Below are 20,556 nucleotides of genomic sequence, written 5' to 3'. Positions count from 1 at the left end.
CGATGACAGCAGCAGCACAGGAGAGCACGCGCCGACTGCGTGCCGGAGTGATCGGCCTGGGATGGGCCGGCCAGCAGCACGTGGCCGCCTACGCCGCCGATCCCACGGTGGACCTGGTCGCGATCTCGGCGATGGAGGAGCACCTCCTGGCCGAGTTCGGCGACCGCCATCAGGTCGAGGGCCGCTACCCGGACTGGAAGCAGATGCTCGCCGAGGCCGAGATCGACGTGGTCTCGATCGCCACGCCGACCTTCCTGCACGCCCCGATGGCGATCGCCGCGCTCGAGGCCGGGCTGCACGTGATCACCGAGAAGCCCATGGCCGAGAACGCGGAGGCGGCCGGACGCATGGTCGAGGCCGCGAACACCGCGGGCCGTGTGCTGGACGTGTCCTTCAACCACCGCCAGCGCGGGGACGTGCGCGCCCTCAAGGAGGTCGTCGACTCCGGTGTGCTCGGGGAGCTCTACTACGCCAAGACCGGGTGGATCCGTCGACAGGGCATCCCGGGCCTGGGCACCTGGTTCACCAAGTCCGCGAGCGCGGGCGGCGGCGCCATGATGGACATCGGCATCCACATGCTCGACATGGCTCTGCACCTCATGGACGAACCGGCCGTCACCGCGGCGTCGGCCTCCACCCACGCCGAGTTCGGTCCGCTGGGCCGCGGCGGCTCCGGCTTCGGGATCTCCGCAGTCGAGGAGGGCGTGCCCTTCGAGGTCGAGGACCTCGCCACCGCCTTCCTGCGCCTCGAAGGCGGCGGCACGCTGCTGCTCGAGTCGAGCTGGGCGCAGTGGATCGCGCACGATCTCTGCTACGTCACCCTCTACGGGGCCGACGGAGGCGCCACCATCGAGTGGGGCGGGCCCGAGGAGCCGCGCATCACCGTGTGGACCGAGGTCGCCGGCATTCCCGCCGAGCTGCATCCGGCGGCCGGCGAGGACGGCCGCCACGCCGCAGCGGTCGCGAACTTCCTGCAGAAGGTCCGCTCTGACGACTGGGCCGCGCACAACGGGGCTCTGGCCCTGCGACGCGCCGAGGTCATCGACGCCTGCTACGCCTCCGCGAAGGCCGGTGCCGAGGTGACCATCGGGGGCTGACGCAGGGCTGGTGATGGCGTCGGCGACCCCCGGCGCCGCAGGACGCTCGGGGTTGCCGGGAAGCATCGCCGGGGCATCCGACACAGAAGACGGCACGGACCGGTCGCGAGTGATCGCGACCGGCCCGTGCCGTCTGGTCCGGTACTGGTGACCGGGCGAGGGGAGGGTCAGCCCTCCTCGACCTCCGGCAGCACGTCCGGGTTCTCCTCGAGCCACTTGTCGATGGCCTCGGGCTCCTTGCCGTCGTCGTACTCGTTGACGACGAGGTCCTCGAGGGAGTTGTACTGCTCGTCGTCCAACTCGATGCCGCTGATGAACTCCGCGGCGTCCGCGAAGTCGTCGGCGAAGCCCTTGCGAGCCAGGAAGTGCAGACCCTCGGTCTCGCCCATCCCGCCCTCGGGGTCCTCGAGGTCCCGCACCGGGAAGGCCGAGTTCGCCCAGAACGGACGCCACAGGGTGACCACGATGTCCTTCTCGGAATCGGTCGCCTTCTTCAGCTCGCTGAGCATGGCGGTCGTGGACGACGTGACGAGCTCGTACTCGTCCTCGAGATCGTAGGTGGGCATCATCGAGTCCTTGGTGACGCCGGTGAGACCGGCGCCGGGCTCGATGCCGATGATCTGCCCGCCGAACATGTCGGCGTTGCCCTTGAGCTCGTCGATCGACGTGATGTCGGTGTACTCCGGCACGGCGATGGTCAGCTTCGCGTTGCCGTAGTACGTGACGAGGTCGTCGATGTCGTCGCCGTACTCCTTCATGTACTCCGCGTGCGTGACCTCGGGCCATGCCGAGGGGTACACGTCGATGTCGCCCTTGGCGAGCGCTGCGTACAGGGCGCCGGGCTCGCTGATGTCCTGGTGCTCGACGTTGTAGCCCATGGCCTGCAGGCGGTTGTCCAGCAGGTAGGCGGTGCTCAGACCGTCGGTCCAGGAGCTGACGTAGCCGAGGGTGATGGTCTCTCCGCCGCCGCCGGCGCCGCCGGTGGAGGCGTTGTCGGAGCAGGCTGCGAGGCCGAGCCCGACGAGGCCGGCGCCGCCGAGCAGTGCGGAGCGGCGGGTGAGCGCGGAGGTGCGGAGGCGGTTGTCCTTCAGGGGATCCATGATGAATTCTCTCCTTCGGTAGTGGTGCGGTGGCTGGAGGGGCGCGGCCGGACGATCGCCGTCCGGCGGCGTGACGCCCGGAGGGGCGCTCGCTGGGGTCACAAGGCGCCGGTCGCCCGTCGGGCGCGCGCCTTCTGGACCAGGGCGAGGGCGGATTTGGTGTACGTGGCGCTGTCGCCGAGGGCGGCCGTGATGCGGTCGAGGTAGACGGCCAGGATGACGACGCCGAGACCGGCTTCGACACCGAGCGCCAGGTCGAGACTCGAGATCGCTGCGACGACCTCCTTGCCCAGTCCGGGTGCGCCGATCATGCCCGCGATGACGCCCATGGACAGTGCCAGCATGATGACCTGGTTGACGCCGGCCATGATCGTCGGGACGGCCAGCGGCAGCTGGATCCCGCGGAGGATCTGCCAGGAGCTCGCGCCGAAGGCCTCGCCCGCCTCGACGGTCTCGCCGTCGACCTGACGGATGCCGAGCTCCGTCATGCGCACGCCGGGAGGCAGCGCGAAGATGATCGTGGCGACCATGCCGGGCACGACGCCGATCGAGAAGAAGGTGACCGCCGGGATCAGGTAGACGAACGCCGGCATCGTCTGCATGAAGTCCATGATCGGGCGCACCACGCTGCTCACCGCTCGGTTGCTCGCGGCGAGGATGCCGACGGGCACCGCGATCACCACGGCGACCACCGTGGCGACGAGCACGAGCGCCATCGTCTCCATCATGTGCACCCACTGCTCCATGGACAGCACGATCAGGAAGGTGATGGCGGTGCCGATGGCGAGCTGCCAGGAGCGAACGACCCATGCGATCAGCGCGAGGATCACGATCATCACCAGCGGCTCGAGGGCGGTGAGCCCGTAGGTCAGGTTCCCGACCAGGAAGTTGAAGATCGCGCTGATGACATCGAACAGGCCGGCGACGTTGTCGGTCAGCCAGTCGATGCCCGACTCGGCCCACTCGCCGATGGGAATGCGGGGGATGAAGTTCATCGGGCCTCGCTCCCTTCCTGATCGATGGTGACGGTGCTCGAACCCGTCGCAGAGACGGTGTCCCCCGGCGCACCGGGAGAGGACGGGGACGACGGCGATCCTTCATGGGCGACGCCGGCTGCGGTCAGCAGCGTCACCCGGGGCACGACGCCGAGGAACTTCCCGTCGTCGTCGACCACGACGAGGGGGTTGCGGTGCTGGGCCGACGGGGCGAAGAGATCTGCGATCGGGGTGTCATGGCGGACCACGTGCATCTCATGCGGTGGCGACCAGGGAAGGTCGCTGCGTCCGGCCTGCACGGCCTCGGCGACGTCGTCCTCCAGGAGCATCCCGGCGGGGGTGTGGTCCCGGTGGAGCACGACGAGCCAGGAGTTCTGGGTCTCGCGCAGCAGCTTGTGCGCGGTGCGCGGCCCCTGCCCGGAGCCGAGCACCTCAGGGGGCTGCTCCATGATGGCGGAGGCGGTCAGCACGCGGCTGCGATCGACGTCCTGGATGAACTTCGCGACGTAGTCGTTGGCCGGCTCGTTGAGGATCTCCTCGGAGGTGCCGATCTGCACGATGCGGCCGTCGCGCATCATGGCGATCCGGTCGCCGATGCGCATGGCCTCGTTGAGGTCGTGAGTGATGAACAGGATCGTCTTCTCCAGACGCTGCTGGAGCTCGATCAGCTGATCCTGCATGTCACGGCGGATCAGCGGATCCAGGGCGCTGAATGCCTCGTCCATGAGCAGGATGTCGGTTCCCGCCGCGAGCGCACGGGCGAGGCCGACACGCTGCTGCATGCCGCCGGACAGAGCCGAGGGCTTGTAGCCCTCCCATCCCTTCAGGCCCACCATCTCGAGGGCGGTGCTGGCCTTCTGCTCGCGATCGGAGCGGTTCAGCCCCGAGATCTCGAGACCGTACGCCGCGTTCTCGCCCACCGTGCGGTGGGGGAGGAGGGCGAAGTGCTGGAAGACCATGGAGATGCGCTTGCGGCGCACCTCGCGCACCTTCGCCGGCGACATCGAGAAGAGGTTCTGGCCGCCGATGTCGAGCGTTCCAGCGGTCGCGGGGAGCAGACCGTTGACCATCCGGATCAGGGTGGACTTGCCGGAGCCGGACAGGCCCATCACGACGAACATCTCTCCGGGATCCACGCTGAAGCTCGCGTCGATCACCGCGGCCGTGAGGCCGTCTTCGCGGAGGTCGTCGCGGGTGCTGCCCCGGCGGAGTGCCTCCACCCCGCGGGCAGGGCGTCTCCCGAAGACCTTGTACAGACCTTCGGCGCTGATGACTGGCGGCACGTGGGCTCCTTCATGGGTGGACAGAGATCGTGGGCGGGCAAGCCACAGCGTCGTCTCCCCCGTCGCGCAGGGCGCCTACCCGATGAGCCATCTTCACAAGCCCTTCGCGTCTCGGCAAACCGCTGACGTCCAGGTCCAGCCGATTCGCCTCAGGGAGCACGCCGAAGGCCGCTGCCGCGCTCGACCAGGGATCCTCGTAGTGGCCTGGAGCAATGCCGGCCCGACACGGAGTGTGGGGCCTACGTCCGGACTGTCCGACAATCCGGAGATAACTATTCGGTCACGCGACCGCGATCTGTCTGAATCGTCACCCGTGAGCGCCGCGAGCGGATGCTGGCAGCCGCTTGCCCAGGAAATCGGCGGTCTGCCGCCAGGCGGCGTCGGACGCCCCGGCGTGGTGCAGGAACGCGTGAGGATTGTCGAAGGCGTGGCCCGCCCCCTCGTGCAGCTCGAAGCGCACCTGCGGCCTGCTGCCCGCGCCGGTGACGGCGTCGCGGATCTGCTCGACGGTGGGCAGCGGGATGAAGGCGTCGGCCGTGCCGAAGTGGTGCAGGCTCGGCATCGTCACCTGGTCGGAGCGGTCCAGCAGCGCAGGCAGGGCGGAGCCGTAGTAGCTGACGAGGACCGCCGGCGGGCGGTCCTCGTCGGTGGCGGCCGCCGCGGTGGAGAAGGCGAGCCCGCCGCCGTAGCAGAAACCCACCAGGCCCACGCGCTCGGAGTCCACCGCGCCGTGCGCACGCAGGGCGTTCAGGGCGGCGAGGGCGTCGGCCTCGGCACGCTCCCACGGCAGCTGCTGGGTGAGCTCCATGCCCTCGGCGAGCCAGGCCTCGGCGTCGGCCCCGTCCTCGAGGCCGACGACCGGCGGATCCAGCCGGGCGAACAGCTGCGGGGCGAGCACCGCGTAGCCGAGCGCGGCGAGGTCCGCGCAGCGCTGCTGCATGTAGTCGGACAGGCCGAAGATCTCCTGGAGCACCACGAGGCCAGGGGCGGGCCGGTCGAGATTCTCGGGCAGCCAGAGCAGTCCGGGCAGGTCGCCGTCGTCGGTCGGGATCGAAAGCATCGTCGCGTTCACGCCGCGACTGTACCCCGGGGTTGCGGCCGCGCTTCCGCCTCGGTGCTCGTCAGAGAACGCCCCCTGGGCGCAGCCAGGACGGTGCTCAGAGGAACAGCGCGACCGCGTAGACCGCGAAGAGCGCCAGGTGGACGACGCCCTGCAGTGCGGTGGAACGGCCGACGGCCGTGAACAGGGCGGAGGCCCCGAGGGTCACCGCGAGCAGAACGAGGTTCACGGGGGATTCGGCGAGCACCACCTGCTGGCCCGTGAGCTGCCCGATCACCAGGACTGTGGGGATGGTGAGCCCGAAGGTCGAGACCAGGGCCCCGTGGCAGAGGTTCACCACCCGCTGGATCTCCCCGCCCAGCGCGGCTCTCACCGCGGTGATCGACTCGGGCGTGAACACGATCATCGCGATGAGCACGCCGCCCAGTGCTGCGGGGGCACCGAGCCGGGCGAGGCCGTCGTCGAGCAGGTCGGCCATGTCATGGGAGAGCAGCACGATCGGCAGCACGGTGATGATCAGCAGCGCAGCGCGAGCCAGCAGCTCCGCACGGTGGACGCGGAAGGTGGCGCTGATCGGTGCGGTGTCGGAGACCGTGCTGTCGTCGGTGGTCGTGCTCTCGTCGGTGTCGGTGGGTCCCGCCGGACGCAGTCCGACTTCCTGGAAGTCCGCGGCGCGGGCACCCGTCTGCCGCCACAGGAACACCCCGTAGACCAGGACGGTGACCGCGGCGATCACGACGGCCTGGACCGGGGCGAAGGAGCCGTCGGTCCCGATCAGGTGGGGCAGGGCGAAGGCCAGGCCGCCGAGCACGGTCAGCAGCACCAGGTAGATCGCGGTGCCGGAACGGTTGGGCCGCAGCAGCCCGTGGCGGAGCCCGCCTGCGACCAGACAGATCCCGAGCGCGAGGTTCAGGATGATCATCGAGACCGCCATCACCGAGTCCCGCGCGATGGTCAGATGATCGCCCGGTCCGAGCATGACTGCGGCGATCAGCACCACCTCGATCACGACGATCGACAACGTGAGCACCAGCGTGCCGTAGGGGTCGCCGAGGCGATGGGCGAGCGCCTCGGCCTGCTGCACCACGCCGCCGGCCGCGATCACGATGACCGCGACGATCGCTGCGAGCACGAGCACCAAGGCGATCCCCGGAAGCGGGCCTGCGAGCCACGGGGCGGCCACCGCGAGAGCGCCGACCCCGAGCCAGCCCAGGGCGAGGCGTCCGAGAGCGGAACGGGTGAGCACGGCGCGTCGCAAGGAGCGGCCGGTCAGAGCGCGAGAGTCCTCCGGCTGCTGCGCGGAGTCCGCAGAGCCCGTGGAGGGCGTCGAGGAGGGGAGAGGCGGCATGGACGGCATGATCCAGATCCTGTTCCGAGGCCGTCCTCATCGGGTTCTCGTGGGTCGGGTCGTCCCGGCCAAGGCGCCTGCGTGACCTGTGCGGCGCACCGCCCACGGTAGCGGAACGTGCAGGCGACGGGGAGGGGTGGGGCGGAGCTGGTGAGCGATCTGACCAGCAGAGGGACCAGAGCGCCCCGGAGGCGCGGCGGCGTCCGGGGCGGATCACGCAACGCAGCACGAGGTGCACCGAGCGGCGACCAGCGCGGCGGGCAGCGCGCCGGGCGGCGAGCGTCGGGGTAGCTCGGTCGGAGTCGTCGGGCTCAGCCGGCGTCGCTGCGCGCGATGCCCACGAGCAGACCCTGGTCGTTGTCGACGTAGGTGCCCGGGGCGACGTGGAGCGGGTAGGTCTCGCCGTCGGCCGTTTCGCCGGTGCACGGCGACGGCTCGAAGGCCTCGAAGCTCAGCCCGTCCTCACAGGTCACGGACTCCCAGTCCGCCTCGGCGACCGGCACGTATGCGTTCTCCGAGGTGAGCGTCTGCAGGGTGCTCTCCTCGAGCTCCTGGGCGCTGAGGTCCTCCGAGCCGAACATGGAGCCGAAGCCCAGCCCGGTGAGCTCGGTGCCCTCGTCCAGCAGCACGTCTGCGGGGCCGGTCAGGCCGTCTCCCGTCGTGAACAGCACCGCCACGGCGCCGCCCTCGCCGAGCTCCCCGGTTACGGGGACCCGCGCTGCCTGGGCGGTCCACTCCTGCTCCGGCTCGGTCATGTCCATGCTCGCCGGGCCCGTGCACGTGGCGCTCCGGCCGGGCGCGAGCTCCAGCTCCTCCTCACAGGTCGCCGTGCCGTCGAACGGCTCGGCGAGCGTCGTGGCGAGCTCGTCCGGTGAGAGCACGGGCCAGCCGTCGCCGGTCTGGTCGTCGCCCGGCAGATCCGTCACGAGCATGATCTGCGTGCGGCCGTCCGCGGCATCGTCCCCCTCGCTGCCGCTCCCGTCGCCGGTTCCCTCTTCACCCTCCTGCCCGCTTCCGTCCGCGTCGGCCGGATCCCCGGCCCCCGCACCCACCCCATCGTCCTGAGCGGAGCCGCCGTCTGAACTGCCCGTACTGCCCGAGCTGCCCGCGTCGTCGGCCTCCGTCGTGTCCTCGGAATCCTCGTCGGACCCGTCGCCGTTTCCCCCGTCGGAGGCCTCCATCGGCTGCTCCTGGGCGTCACCGCCACCGTCGTCCGCGCTGCCGTCGTCGTCGGCGCTGCCCCCGCAGGCCGACACGCTCAGCAGAGCGGCTCCGGCCAGGACGGCCAGCGCGGTGCGAGTGCCGGTGCGAGCGCGAGCGCGACGCGCTGTGCTGTTCGCGGTCATGGTGTTCCCCCTCGTGTCAGCGGATGGCTGGCCCCGTCCGAGCCTTCTGGTGATGCGTCTGGTGACGCGCTTGGCGCAGCGTCTCGCGATGCATCTGGCAGTACGCCGACTCGAAGGGATCCGCGTCACACCGTGCCAAAAGGTCAAGGGTCGGTCAAGGTTTACCCAAGAGTCTTTGGTGACCTGTCTGTGGAGATCCTGTGTGCGGGCCCCTGCTAGAGTCGCCGACCAGTGACACGGGGTGCCGTCGGGACGCGACGGCTGAGATCAGACCCGTCGAACCTGCTCGGGCCCACACCTGCGAAGGGATCGTCATCCATGGAGAACTCCACGCCGTCCGCTGAGGCGGCGCGCCCCGCTGCGGCGGTGCGCCTCGAACGCGCCCTGACCGCGCTGCGCGACCGGGGGCCGCTGGTCCAGTGCCTCACCAACACCGTCGTCCAGCAGATCACGGCCGACGTGCTGCTCGCGATCCGCGCGGCACCCGCGATGGTGGACCACCCGCAGGAGGCGCCCGTCTTCGCCGCAGTGGCCGACGGGATCCTCGTGAACACCGGCACCGTCTCTCCCGCCCAGGTCGAGGCCATGCCCGCCGCCGCCCGAGCCGCGCGCGACGCCGGGCGGCCCTGGGTGCTCGACCCGGTCGCCATCGGGTCGCTGCCGGTGCGGACCCCGCTCGCCCACGAGCTGCTCGAACTCGGCCCCACCGCCATCCGCGGCAACGCCTCGGAGATCGCTGCGCTCGCCGGCACCGGCCGCGGAGGCCGCGGCGTGGACTCCACCGACTCGGTCGACGCCGTGCTCGAGGCGGCCCACGACCTCGCCGAACGCAGCGGTGCCGTGGTGGCCGTCTCCGGGGAGCGCGACGCGATCGTCTCCCGCCACCGGACCACACTGCTGACCAGCGGTGATCCGCTGATGACCCGCGTGATCGGCACCGGATGCTCGCTCGGCGCCAGCTGCGCGGCAGTGCTCGGCGCGACCCGGGACACCGACCTCACCGCGCATGACGCCGTGCTCGCGGCCCACGCCCTGCTCGGCGCGGCCGGAACCCGCGCGGCGCGGACGGCCGAGGGCGTCGGCTCCTTCGCGGTCGCCTGGCTCGACGCGCTGGACGCCCTGACCCCGGCCGACGTGCTGGGCATCGTGCAGCTCGACGAGCGCGGGATCTCCCCGGCGGCCGGCGCATGACCCGCCCGTCCCTGCGCGCAGCGCACGAGTGCGACCTGCGGCTCTACCACGTCACCGACTCCGCGCTCTCCGGCGGCATCGGAGCCGTGCCCGCCGTGGTCCTCGCCGCCGTGCGCGGCGGGGCCGGCATGATCCAGCTGCGGGACAAGGACGCCACGGACGCCGACCTCGTCGAGCTCGTGGAGGAGTGCCGACGAGTGCTCGGAGCGCAGCTCGGAGCCCGCGCCGCGCAGATCCCGCTGGTGGTCGACGACCGCCTCGCGGTGGCCGAGCAGACGCGCTGCCACCTCCACGTGGGCCAGGACGACGCCACGCCGGCGCATGCCCGTGAGGTGCTCGGCCCGGACCTCATGATCGGGCTGTCCACCGGAACCCCTGCTCAGGTGCGCGAGGCGCTCGCAGCAGGTGAGGCCGACCTCCTCGGCATCGGACCGATCCACTCGACCGCCACCAAGACCGATGCCGCAGCGCCGCTGGGCATCGACGGGCTGACCGCCTGCCTCGCGCCCTGGCACGAGGCGGCCCGGACGGAGGGATCCCCGCTGCCGCGCACCGTCGCGATCGGCGGGATCGACGAGACCGCTGCCGCGCCCATCGCGGCGACCGGCGTCGAGGGGATCTGCGTCGTCTCGCAGATCGCCGGCGCGGCGGACCCGCAGGCGGCATCCGCCCGGCTGCTGGCCGCCTTCACCCGCGGAGCCGGGCAGGCCAGCAACTCCGGACACGGACCAGCAGGCGGGCCGAGAATCGGACACAGAATCGGACACGGAATCGGGCAGGAGGATCAGGCATGACGGCATGGCGACCGCCCACCGCGCTGACCATCGCGGGCTCGGACTCCGGAGGCGGGGCCGGGATCCAGGCCGATCTGAAGACCTTCTCCGCGCTCGGCGTCTTCGGCACGACGGCCCTCACCGCGCTCACCGCGCAGAACACCCTGGGCGTGCAGGCCGTGATCCCCGTCGGCGGGGAGGCCGTGGGGCAGCAGATCACGAGCGTCCTGGACGACATCCCGGTCGACGCCACGAAGATCGGCATGCTCGCCTCCGCCGACGTGGTCGCCGCGGTGATCTCCGCGATCGAGGCCAGGCCCGAGCAGTTCGGCCGCATCGTGCTGGACCCCGTCATGATCGCCACCAGCGGGGACGCCCTGCTGGAAAACGAATCCACCACGCTCCTGCGCGAGAGGCTGCTGCCGCTGGCCCACGTGCTCACCCCGAACCTGCCCGAGGCCGCCCGCCTGCTGGACGAGGGCGAGGCGGAGAGCATCGAGCAGATGCAGGACCAGGCCATGAGGCTCCGGGACCTGGGCACGGACGTCGTGATGCTCAAGGGCGGACATCGCGCCGGGGAGGAGATGGTCGACGTCATCGCCCACGGCGACGGGGTGGACCTGCTGCGCGGCGAGCGGGTGCGCACCCGCTCGACCCACGGCACCGGCTGCACCCTGTCCTCGGCGATCGCCGGTCAGTATGCGCGGATCGCCCGGGCCCGCGCGCTGTGCGAGGCCGGGCGGGACGGGGAGCTCACCCTGCTGACGCGGACGACGGACGCCGCTGCCGCGTACCTGGAGCGGCCGGGCGTGGGGGAGGACCTGCTCGCCCTCCGGTCCGGCCGGGACTACCTGCAGCGGGCGCTGATCTCCGGCGCCGAGCAGGAGCTGTCGCGCACCCCGCACAAGGGCCACGGCCCCGTCGACCATCTGGTGACGCTGGACCGCATCGCGCGCGAGGGCTGATCGCCGCGTCGGGCTCAGTGGTCGTCGTCGCGCCGTGGTGCGGGGTCGCCGTGGGTCGCGCGGTAGCGGTCGTCCGCGGCATCCTCGTCGGCCGAGCTCGAGCCCCGCTTGCGGCGGAAGCCCAGCGCGACCCCCATGATCCCGCCGGCGAGGAAACCGATGCCTCCGGCGATCAGCAGGTTGGAGGTCATCGTCAGCGCGACCCCCATCCCCAGGATGAAGCCGATGAGCATCCCGAAGGGGAGCCAGGTGGCGTCGAAGGATCGGCGCGTGCGGTCGGTCATGCGTCCTCCGTCCAGGCGGCCCCGCGCCATGGTGCGCACGGGGAAAGTTCCCTCGAGCCTAGTCGTGGTGGCGCTGGCCTGCCGTCGCGGGCCGGCCGGGCGGAGGCGGATGCCACGTCGGCCGACCATCCGGGGTCCCGTACGATCCGTGCGTGACACCTTCTCCCCGACTCTCCGAGGCACTGCGTCGACCCCGCCTGCTGACCACCGAGGTGCTGGCCGGAGCGGTCACCACGCTCGCCCTGATCCCCGAGGTCATCTCCTTCTCCGTGATCGCCGGCGTGGACCCGAAGGTCAGCCTGATCGCCTCCGTGGTGCTCGCGATCTCGATGTCGATCCTCGGCGGCCGGCCCGCCATGATCACCGCGGCCGCCGGAGCCGTCGCCCTCGTGGTCGCCCCGCTCGTGCACACCCACGGCGTGGAGTACCTGCTGCCCACCGTGATCCTCGCGGGACTCGTCCAGATCCTCTTCGGGGTCACCGGCCTCGCGCGGATCATGCGCTTCATCCCGCGCTCGGTGATGATCGGATTCGTCAACTCGCTGGGCATCCTCATCTTCACCGCCCAGCTGCAGCACGTGCTCGACGTGCCGCTCAGCGTCTACCCGCTGTTCGCGCTCACCCTCGTCATCGTGCTGGTGCTGCCACGGCTCACCAAGGCCGTGCCCGCACCGCTGGTGGCGATCGTGGTGGTCACCGCGGTCGCGATGATCGCCCACCTCGCAGTCCCGAACGTCGGCGACCAGGGGGAGATCGCCGGCGGCCTGCCCGGCCTCACCCAGCTCCAGGTGCCGCTCGATCTCGAGACCCTGAAGATCATCGGGCCGACGGCGCTCAGCGTCGCGTTCGTGGGCCTCATGGAGACGCTCCTGACCGCCAAGCTCGTCGACGACATCACCGACACGAAGTCCTCCAAGAGCCGCGAGTCCTGGGCGCTGGGCACCGCGAACATCCTCGCGGGCTTCTGGGGAGGCATCGCCGGCTGCGCGATGATCGGCCAGACCGTGGTGAACGTGAAGCTCGGCCGGGCCCGCACCCGCATCTCCACCTTCGTTGCCGGCGTGCTGCTGCTGGTGCTGGTCACCGTGCTCTCGGACCTCATGGCCCAGATCCCGATGGCCGCGCTCGCCGCGGTGATGATGGTGGTGGCGCTGTCCACCGTCGACGTCCACAGCGTGCGGCCCGCGACCCTGAAGCGGATGCCGCTGTCGGAGACCTGCGTGATGGTCGTGACCGTGGCGGTCGTGGTGATCACCCACAACCTCGCGATCGGCGTCGCCGCCGGCACGGTGCTCGCGATCGTGCTCTTCGCCCGACGCGTCGCGCACGTGACCACCGTGCGCCGGGTGCTCCGCGACGGGGTCGCTGCGTACACCGTTCGCGGGCCGCTGTTCTTCGGCAGCAGCAACGACCTCGTCGAGCAGTTCTCCTACGCCGAGGATCCCGCGCAGGTCACCGTCGACTTCTCCGCCGCGCAGATCTGGGACGCCTCGACGGTCGCCGTGCTCGACTCCGTGCAGGCGAAGTACGCGGAGCACGACATCGAGGTGCGCTTCACGGGGCTCGACGAGCACTCCACCAGCTTCCACGGCCGTCTCACCGGCACGCTCAACTGAGGCGGTCGCCCGACCCCGACCGGCGCCCGTCTCACCAGGGCAGGACGTCCGGCACGGGATTTACGCCGAGCACGTGCTGGTCGCAGAACGCGAGCACCGTCTGGTTCCAGGCCAGAGCGTTGGACGGGGTGAGCACCCAATGGTTCTCGCTGGTCAGCTGCAGGAAGCGGTGCGGCATCGTCTCGGGCGGGCCGTCCCAGGCGGAGACCAGATCCCACCACAGGCGCAGCGCCTCGCTGACGGGAACGCGGTAGTCGCGGTTGCCGTGGGTGACCAGCATCGGGGTGCTGATCGACGCGGCCGCGCGGTGCGGAGAGTACTGGCGGTACCACTCGGGCACGTCGTCCTCATGCTGATGCACCCGCATCTTCGAGGCCGCGGCATCGGTGGTGCGGTGCTGCTGCTCGAGGGCCCACAGCCCGGCGTGGGTGACGATCGCGTCGAAGCGGTCCGTGTGCCCGGCGATCCAGTTCGCGATGAACCCGCCGAAGGAGGCCCCGAGCATCGCGGTGCGCGTGGCGTCGAGCTCCGGGCGGAGCAGCACGGAATCGAACAGCGTCTCGCACTCGCGGAACACCACGTCGGGCAGGCGCGGCCATCCGCGGTTCAGCCCGGCGTCCCCGTAGCCGGTGCTCATCGCGGGGTCCGGCAGGAGCACCGCGTAGCCGCGCTCCACCGCGAGCCACGGGCACCAGCGCCAGCTCCAGGCGTTGTACGACCCGTGCGGGCCGCCGTGGATCCACAGCATGACCGGGGCGGGCATCGCGGCCGAGGCGGAATCCGGCACGCACAGCCAGCCGCCCACGTTGATCCCGTCCACGTCGGTCTCCACCCACTCCAGGGTGCCCGGTAGCGCGCCGACCGCGCCCGGGGCAGGCAGCTCACGAGGAGCGCTCTCTGCCGAGATCCGCACCGGACGCGACGGCGTCGCGACGTCACTGCGCAGGGCGACGACAGACCCGTCGGCCGCCGGAGCGAGCGAGGAGAAGACGCCGTGCTCGGCCACGGTGCGCGAGGCGCCGGTCGCCGGGTCGACGGCGAGGATCGCGCCGGAGGAGTGCAGATCGCCGGCCACGAGGAGGGTGCCGTCATCGGCCCACGCGACGTCACCGATGCTCAGATCGCCGAGCTGGGCCGTCACCGGCTCGCCGCCGCCGATCGGATGGATCTCCAGGCGGCTGTAGCTGGTGTCGGTCGGGCTCGAGGCGGTCGAGCGGATCACGGCCAGGCGGTTGCCGTCCTGGGAAAACAGAGGGTCCCCGTACTGGGCGTCATCGTCTGCGGTGAGCAGGGCGACGCGTCGCAGGGTGGCGGTGTCGATCAGCACGATCGAGCTGCGGGTCTCTCCGCCGCGCACCCGCTGGGTCCAGGAGGACGCGACGGTGGCGCCGTCGGGGGAGAGGTCCGCCGAGGCGGCGTAGAGGGTCACGGTGCCGACGTCCGGAGTGAGATCGGTGAGGTCGCCGTCGGCGGAGACCAGCACGAGGCGTCGGCTCTCGTCGCCGATCTCGTGGTCCCACTGCCGGATCGGCATCCCGGTGTGCCAGATCGTGGTCTGCTTCGCGTCCTTGCGCGCGGTCCGGCGCTCGCCGTCGGTTTCGAGGGTTCCCCCGGGGAGCACGCTGGTCGCGCCGAGCATGGTGCCGTCGTCGGCGACCGCCAGCAATGACAGCCCGCCGGGAGCAGAGGCGATCACCCGGGCCTCGCCGGTGCGGGGCAGGCGCCAGATTGCTGCGGTGTCGTCCTCGGCCCCGCCCTCGGGATCGGGGCGGGCGGAGCTGAACAGCAGCGAGCCGTCCGGCGCGAACCGGGGCGCGCTCTCTCCCTTGGCCGAGACCGTGAGCCGACGGGCCGGCTCCTCACCGGTCGCATCCAGCTCCCACAGGGACGAGACCATCCTCGCGCCCTTCTCGTCGGCCTCCTGGATCGCCGCGACCACGCGACCGTCAGGGCTCGTGGCCAGGGACGAGAGGCGGGGGATGCGCAGGAAGCCGTCGACGTCGGAGAAGTCGGCGAACGACGGGGAACAGGGGGCCTCGGCGGAGGCGCCGACCGAGGTGGACGGGTCAGGGGCGGAGGAGTCTGGAGTGGAGGGGCCAGGAGTCGAGGTGGTGGGAGTCACCCGATCACGCTACCCGCGCAGACGCTCGACCGGGACGGCCGGCTCACACCGGGACGGGCGGTTCAGACCCGGACGGGCGGGCTCACAGGTCGCCGAGGCGCTCCTCGAGCATCTGGCGACGGGACCTCCGCACCGGCTTGCCCGTCTTCTCGGCGGGGGAGGCCTGGCTGGACGCGAGGAGCGCGGCGATCCCCGTGGTGAGCGGGATCGCGAGCACCAGGCCGATCGAAGCGATCAGGGTGCGGAAGACCTCGGCCGCGACCTCCCCGGCAGTGAGCGTTCCCAGGAACGAGCGCTCCAGCATCGAGGCGAACAGGAGGGTGGGCAGCGCCGACCCGATATAGGCGTAGGCGAGGGTGTAGACGGTCGAGGCGATGTGGTCGCGCCCGATCCGCATCGCCGAGGAGAACACCTTCCAGCGGGACGCCGACGGCATCGCGGCGCGCAGCTCCCACACCGAGGACGCCTGCGTGATGGTCACGTCGTTCAGAGCACCCAGACCCGAGATGATCACGCCGGCCAGGAAGACGGCCGAGAGCGACACCTCCGGAAAGCTTCCCGCGAGCAGCTGGGCTGCCTCGCCCTCCGTGCCCGTCATCCCGGCCGGGCGGCCGGCGACGAGAGCTGCGACGACCGTGATCGTGATGCCCCCGAACGTGCCGAGCACCGCCGTGGTGGTGCGGATCGAGATGCCATGGGCGAAGTAGACGCAGGGGAAGATCATCGCGGAGCTGCCGACCAGCGCGACCAGCACGGCATTCTCGCCGGCGAGGATCGCCGGCAGCATGAACAGCACGACGATCGCCACGCCGGCGGCCAGCCCGAGGACCGCGCGCAGACCGCTGCCCCGCGCCACCAGGGCGACCACCAGCAGGTACAGCACGAAAAGTGCGCCCAGCGGGACGCCGCGCTCGTGGTCGAAGTAGAAATAGGGCGCGCCCTCGCCCGCCTCGTCGATCGAGAGGATACGGATCCGATCGCCCGGGTGGATGCCATCAGCGGCGACCTCGGGCGTGACCTCCACCTGCACGCTCTCGTCCCGTATGTCGCCGGAGCGCCCGGTCGCCTCGACGACCATCGACTCCTGCGGCTGTGCATCCGGCGGAAGCTTCGTGACCTCTGCGGAGAGGATCTCGACGCCAGGAGCCAGGAGCGCGGCCCTCTCGGGCCGGGCATCCGCCGCCGGCCATAGCCCGACCAGCCCGATCACGGTCAACAGCAGCAGAGCCGTCGTGAGGGAGACGAGGATCGTGCGCGACCGACGGGTAGCGGGGGCACGTCCGCGATGAGAGTGGGAGTGTCCCGAAGCCATGGGCGAAGCCTATGCGGAGTCCTGCGGTTGTCGTGACCGCTGTTCACGGGCCGTACGGCGACGGCTATCCGTGCTGGTCTGCTCAGTGCCCCCGAGACGATTCGAACGTCCGACACCCGCTTTAGGAGAGCGGTGCTCTATCCCCTGAGCTACGGGGGCGATCCTCCGCGTCGGTCGTCGTCATGCCACGACGCGCGAAGCGTCGTCATCCTAGCGCCCATGGCAGGATCGAGGCATGTCGAGTCAGCTCCACGAGACCTCCGCCACCGCTGCCGCCGTCGTGCTCGCCGGCGGCGCCTCCTCCCGACTCGGCGGTCGGGACAAGACGCGGGTCCCGATCGCCGGGGCGACGACCCTGGAGCGGGTGCTGCGCACGGCGCCCGTCGGCCACCGGGTCGTGGTGGGACCTGACGGCGACGACGGCCGGGAACTCGCACAGCGACACGATGCCCGCTTCGTGCTCGAGGATCCGCCCCGCTCCGGCCCGCTCGCCGCACTGGCGCGGGGTGTCGCGGAGGTGCCGGGAAGCGTCTCAGCAGTGCTGGTGCTCGGCGGCGACATGCCGCTGCTGCGTCCGGAGACGCTCACCGCTCTGCTGGAGACGAGCACGGCGGAGCAGAAGGTCGCCGCTCTCGCCGGTGAGGACGGCCGGATCCAGTTCCTCTGCGCCGCCTGGCCGCTGAACCGCCTGCGCGACGCCGTGACCGCCGTCGAGCGCAACGAAGGCGGATGGGCCGATCTCAGCCTGCGCCGCCTGTACGCCCAGCTCGGCGAGGACGAGCTGACCACCCGCGCCCCGAACGGCGCAGAAGGAGCAGACATCGACACCCCGGACGCTCTCGAGGAGGCGCAGCGTGCCGCCGGCCCCCGCATCGCCCTCGCCCAGATCGAGGTCGACGAGGCCTTCGAGGTCACCGAGTGCGCGGTGCGCTCCGCGGTCGCCTCGGCCGCCGAGGCCGGAGCGCAGCTGGTGCTCCTGCCCGAGGCCACGCTCGCCCCCTTCGGCACCGATCTGCGCGCGGCGGCCGATGCCTCCCACGAGGCCTTCGACCGCCTGGTGAGCGAGCTCGCCCAGGAGCACGGACTCATCGTGGTCGCCGGTTCCTTCACACCGGCCGACGGGGGTCGCGTGCACAACACGGTGATCCTCCGGGGACCCGCTGACGACGGCTCGCGGCTCGAGCTCGAATACCGCAAGATCCATCTCTTCGACGCCTACGGGGCGAAGGAGTCCGAGACCGTCGCACCGGGCACCGAGCTCGTGACGCTCGATCTCGGCGGCGCCCGGCTCGGGATCGCCACCTGCTACGACGTGCGCTTCCCGGAGCAGTTCACCGCTCTCGCCCGGCGCGGGGCCCACGCCGTGCTGCTGCCCCTGGCCTGGGCCGATGGGTCCGGCAAGAGCGAGCAGCTGCGCCTGCTGCTGCAGGCCCGCGCCCTGGACTCCACGTGCGTGGTGCTCGCGGCGGATCAGGCTCCGCCGGCCGACTACGAGGGCAGGGCGGCGCGAGGGATCGGACAGAGCGCCGTGATCGGGCCCCTGGGACAGATCCGTCAGGAGCTCGGCCGAGCTCCGGGACTGCTGCTGGTGGACCTGGATCTCGCCGAAGTGCGCGCCGCCCGGAAGGCTCTGCCGGTCCTCGAGCACGCGGTGCCGTTGCCGCAGGCCTGATCCGGCAGACGGTGACACCGAGCCGTACCTCGCCCAGATCCGCGCCCTCGTAGACCGGGCCGAACGTCCCGGCCATGCGCACACGCGCTGGCGTAACCTGCTCGCGTGATGCCAATGACCTTCCGCCGTGCCTCCCTCCGACCTCTCACCCTGCTCGCGCTGTGCGCCGCGATGATGGTCGCGGTCGTCACGATGCTGCCCGCACCCGCACTCGCCCACGACACCCTGATCTCCTCGGATCCGGCCGATGGCGACACCCTCGAGACCTCTCCGGAGGCCATCACGCTGACCTACTCCGACAACGTGCTCGAAGTGAGCCCGGTGGTGCGGATCGTCGACGAGTCCGGCGAGACCATCGCGGACATCGAGCCGACGGTCGAGGGGCCGGATGTCACCGCCACCCTCGAGGAGCCCCTGCCCGCCGGTGACTACACCGTGCAGTGGCGCGTGGTCTCGAGCGACGGTCACCCGATCGAGGGCAACCTCGTGATCTCCGTCGAGCAGGACAGCACCGATCAGGCCGCCGCGCCGAGCGACAACGGGGGAGAGGACGCCGCCGCGAGCGACGCGGGCGGCGAGCAGTCCTCCGCGCCGTCCGCCGACGAGGCTCCGGAGCAGGAGAGCTCCTCGATGCCGATCCTGCTGGGCGTGGTGGGCGGCGTCGTGGTCATCGCCGCGCTCGTCGCGTTCTTCGTGCTCCGCAAGCGCAGCTGACCTTCCGTCGGGCTGCCCGGTGCCGATCCCGCACTGGGCGCGGCACGCTGAACCCGCGAGACCGGCGGCGAGCCGGGTCCGCGAGAGCTGCCCGGGTCCGCGGCAAAGGCCAGGCTCCACGGGAGACGCGCGGATCCACGAGGAGCCACGAGTGACCCACGGAGAGGAAAGGCCCCGACGCAGCGTCGGGGCCTTTCTTCGTCGTCAGCGACGGGCGATCACTTCTTCTTGTCGCCCTTGCCGCCCTTGTCCTTGTCCCCGCCGAGTCCGAGCTGGTCGCGAGCGGCATCGCCGCCGCTGTCGACATGCTTGTCGAACTGGTCCGGGGTGCGATCCTTGACCTTGTCGGTCGCGGCGTCGATGCCCTGGTTCGCCTGGTCCGAATGCTTGCCAGCAACGTCCTTGGCCTTGTTCAGCGCGTCGTCGAAGCCCATGATGCGGTGTCCTTTCGTTCGCGGAACCGCCCCGAGCGGGGCGTTGCGATCAACATACGTCGGCCGATCGTCGTGTCTCAAACGTGACCTGCAGATCGTCCCGATCCTGACGACTTCTGACCATTTCCCGGGAGGGTCCGGTCAATCCGCGCAATACTGGCTGCGTGAATCTGCGTAATTCCTCTCGTGACCAGAAGCCGACAGGTGCCGGAGCCTCCCGGCCCGGCTCGCGCGCGGACCCCGCCGCGGCCCGTCGGACAGACCTCGGCGCGACACCCGGATCCGCCTCCTCGGCGCCGTCCGCCGGCTCTGCGTCCGGTGCCCGGTCGGCGTCGTCGGCGTCGTCTCCGACGCCCTTCGAGCAGGAGGCACCCGCTGGGCCGCGATCAGAGCGCAGCGCTCCGCGCGCCAAGCCGCCGACCGATCGCTCTTCGCGCTGGGACCACGTCCTCACGCTGCTGTCGAGCTCCAAGCGGCTGACGGTCGCAGAGGTGGCCGAGGAGCTCGGCATCAGTGAATCGACCGTGCGGCGGGACTTCCGGGAGATGGAGCGGGCGCAGCTGGCGCGGCGCACCCACGGCGGCATCGTCGCGGTGGACGTCGCCTACTCCCTGGCCACCGTTCCCCGCACGACCGACGAGCATTCCGCGCGGCGGGAACGGGTCGCCGATCGGGCCGCCGGGCTCGTCGAGCCGGGACAGATCATCGGCTTCAACGGTGGGCGCACCACCACCTCCACCGCGCGCCGTGCCGTCGCCCGGCCTGACATCGACTCCCGCGATGGGTCCCCGGGCCTGACCGTCGTGTGCGCGGCCCTGAACATCGCCACCGAAGCCGTGCTGCGGCCCTCCGTGCGCACGGTGGTGCTGGGAGGCGTGGCCGAGCCCTACTCCTTCGAGCTCACCGGTCCGCTCGCCACCGCCACGATGCGCGATCTCTGGTTGGACACGATGTTCGTGGGCACCGTGGGTCTGGACATCAGTGCCGGTCTGACCTGCAACTCCGATGCCGAGGCCGGGGTCACGCGGATCATGATCGGTCACTCGCGGCGAGTGGTGGGCCTGGCCACGGCGGACAAGGTCGGCCATCGTGCGCTCGCCGGCATCTGCCCGGTCTCGGTGCTCACCGACCTGATCATCGCCGGTCCCGTCCCCGAGGATCTGCGCGCGCACCTCGAGGAGACGTCGGTGCGATTGCACGAGGTCTGAACCTCGACCTCCGCGTCCTCCTCGATCCCTGAGCCT

At 71.1% G+C, this 20,556-nt stretch carries 18 protein-coding genes, 1 tRNA gene and 1 riboswitch; of the genes, 8 read left to right on the top strand and 11 right to left on the bottom strand.

Features of this window, described 5'->3' with window-relative positions; all coding sequences use genetic code 11:
• Nucleotides 1-2: 2 nt before the first annotated feature.
• On the top strand, nt 3-1,097 hold the full coding sequence (locus CIK81_RS11105) for a Gfo/Idh/MocA family protein (protein WP_114311118.1): 1,095 nt from the start codon (nt 3-5) through the stop codon (nt 1,095-1,097).
• A 167-nt stretch (nt 1,098-1,264) separates the two neighbouring features.
• On the opposite strand, the gene CIK81_RS11100 is transcribed toward CIK81_RS11105, so the two are convergent.
• The 6 genes from CIK81_RS11100 to CIK81_RS11075 all read right to left on the bottom strand — a co-directional run bounded on the left by CIK81_RS11100 (nt 1,265) and on the right by CIK81_RS11075 (nt 8,229).
• Nucleotides 1,265-2,197 carry a glycine betaine ABC transporter substrate-binding protein gene (locus CIK81_RS11100; RefSeq protein ID WP_096163358.1) on the bottom strand — a complete coding sequence of 311 codons (933 nt, stop codon included), beginning with the start codon at nt 2,195-2,197 and terminating at the stop codon, nt 1,265-1,267.
• A gap of 98 nt (nt 2,198-2,295) precedes the next feature.
• Entirely contained in the window at nt 2,296-3,192 is an 897-nt protein-coding gene (locus tag CIK81_RS11095) for a proline/glycine betaine ABC transporter permease (RefSeq protein ID WP_096163357.1), read from the bottom strand.
• Nucleotides 3,189-4,475, bottom strand: a complete 1,287-nt coding sequence (locus CIK81_RS11090) for a glycine betaine/L-proline ABC transporter ATP-binding protein (protein WP_096163356.1) — start codon at nt 4,473-4,475, stop codon at nt 3,189-3,191. The genes CIK81_RS11095 and CIK81_RS11090 overlap by 4 nt, the downstream gene beginning before the upstream one ends.
• A gap of 307 nt (nt 4,476-4,782) precedes the next feature.
• A complete protein-coding gene (locus CIK81_RS11085; protein WP_114355705.1) occupies nt 4,783-5,547 on the bottom strand; it encodes a dienelactone hydrolase family protein in 765 nt (254 codons plus the stop codon).
• 85 nt (nt 5,548-5,632) lie between these two features.
• Complete coding sequence (locus CIK81_RS11080) at nt 5,633-6,883, bottom strand: calcium:proton antiporter (RefSeq protein WP_158541999.1); 1,251 nt, start codon at nt 6,881-6,883, stop codon at nt 5,633-5,635.
• A gap of 311 nt (nt 6,884-7,194) precedes the next feature.
• A complete protein-coding gene (locus tag CIK81_RS11075) occupies nt 7,195-8,229 on the bottom strand; it encodes a hypothetical protein (protein ID WP_114355703.1) in 1,035 nt (344 codons plus the stop codon).
• Nucleotides 8,230-8,456: 227 nt separating this feature from the next.
• A riboswitch (TPP riboswitch) is annotated at nt 8,457-8,556 on the top strand.
• Here CIK81_RS11075 and thiM point away from each other — a divergent pair.
• The 3 genes from thiM (at nt 8,548) to thiD (ending at nt 11,158) form a co-directional block, all read left to right on the top strand.
• A complete protein-coding gene (thiM, locus tag CIK81_RS11070) occupies nt 8,548-9,420 on the top strand; it encodes a hydroxyethylthiazole kinase (protein WP_114355702.1) in 873 nt (290 codons plus the stop codon). Its footprint overlaps the riboswitch before it by 9 nt.
• Complete coding sequence (thiE, locus tag CIK81_RS11065) at nt 9,417-10,214, top strand: thiamine phosphate synthase (RefSeq protein ID WP_114355701.1); 798 nt, start codon at nt 9,417-9,419, stop codon at nt 10,212-10,214. The genes thiM and thiE overlap by 4 nt, the downstream gene beginning before the upstream one ends.
• Complete coding sequence (gene thiD / locus CIK81_RS11060; RefSeq protein ID WP_114355700.1) at nt 10,211-11,158, top strand: bifunctional hydroxymethylpyrimidine kinase/phosphomethylpyrimidine kinase; 948 nt, start codon at nt 10,211-10,213, stop codon at nt 11,156-11,158. Before thiE ends, thiD begins: the two co-directional genes overlap by 4 nt.
• 14 nt (nt 11,159-11,172) lie before the next feature.
• On the opposite strand, the gene CIK81_RS11055 is transcribed toward thiD, so the two are convergent.
• A complete protein-coding gene (locus tag CIK81_RS11055; protein ID WP_114355699.1) occupies nt 11,173-11,442 on the bottom strand; it encodes a hypothetical protein in 270 nt (89 codons plus the stop codon).
• 152 nt (nt 11,443-11,594) lie between these two features.
• Here CIK81_RS11055 and CIK81_RS11050 point away from each other — a divergent pair, with 152 nt between their 5' ends.
• Complete coding sequence (locus tag CIK81_RS11050) at nt 11,595-13,058, top strand: SulP family inorganic anion transporter (RefSeq protein ID WP_114307124.1); 1,464 nt, start codon at nt 11,595-11,597, stop codon at nt 13,056-13,058.
• 31 nt (nt 13,059-13,089) lie between these two features.
• Here CIK81_RS11050 and CIK81_RS11045 read toward each other — a convergent pair whose 3' ends face one another.
• The 3 genes from CIK81_RS11045 to CIK81_RS11035 form a co-directional block, all read right to left on the bottom strand.
• On the bottom strand, nt 13,090-15,180 hold the full coding sequence (locus CIK81_RS11045; RefSeq protein ID WP_199586359.1) for a prolyl oligopeptidase family serine peptidase: 2,091 nt from the start codon (nt 15,178-15,180) through the stop codon (nt 13,090-13,092).
• Nucleotides 15,181-15,262: 82 nt separating this feature from the next.
• Nucleotides 15,263-16,492, bottom strand: coding sequence for a YibE/F family protein (locus CIK81_RS11040; protein ID WP_114355698.1), 1,230 nt, complete (start codon nt 16,490-16,492; stop codon nt 15,263-15,265).
• Between the two features lie 86 nt (nt 16,493-16,578).
• Nucleotides 16,579-16,651, bottom strand: a tRNA-Arg gene (locus tag CIK81_RS11035).
• Nucleotides 16,652-16,727: 76 nt separating this feature from the next.
• Here CIK81_RS11035 and CIK81_RS11030 point away from each other — a divergent pair.
• Both CIK81_RS11030 and CIK81_RS11025 read left to right on the top strand, forming a co-directional pair.
• Nucleotides 16,728-18,164 (top strand): nitrilase-related carbon-nitrogen hydrolase, encoded by a 1,437-nt coding sequence (locus CIK81_RS11030; protein WP_114355697.1) that lies wholly within the window; start codon nt 16,728-16,730, stop codon nt 18,162-18,164.
• A 108-nt stretch (nt 18,165-18,272) separates the two neighbouring features.
• Nucleotides 18,273-18,878, top strand: a complete 606-nt coding sequence (locus CIK81_RS11025) for a copper resistance CopC family protein (protein WP_241964135.1) — start codon at nt 18,273-18,275, stop codon at nt 18,876-18,878.
• A 218-nt stretch (nt 18,879-19,096) separates the two neighbouring features.
• On the opposite strand, the gene CIK81_RS11020 is transcribed toward CIK81_RS11025, so the two are convergent.
• Entirely contained in the window at nt 19,097-19,312 is a 216-nt protein-coding gene (locus CIK81_RS11020; protein ID WP_096163344.1) for an antitoxin, read from the bottom strand.
• Between the two features lie 164 nt (nt 19,313-19,476).
• Here CIK81_RS11020 and CIK81_RS11015 point away from each other — a divergent pair, with 164 nt between their 5' ends.
• Nucleotides 19,477-20,520, top strand: a complete 1,044-nt coding sequence (locus tag CIK81_RS11015; protein ID WP_241964126.1) for a DeoR/GlpR family DNA-binding transcription regulator — start codon at nt 19,477-19,479, stop codon at nt 20,518-20,520.
• Nucleotides 20,521-20,556 lie beyond the last annotated feature (36 nt).

The organism is Brachybacterium sp. JB7 (assembly GCF_003335205.1).
Classification (GTDB): domain Bacteria; phylum Actinomycetota; class Actinomycetes; order Actinomycetales; family Dermabacteraceae; genus Brachybacterium; species Brachybacterium alimentarium.
The sequence above is the reverse complement of the archived record's forward strand: the minus strand, read 5'-3'. Positions and strand labels throughout refer to the sequence as shown.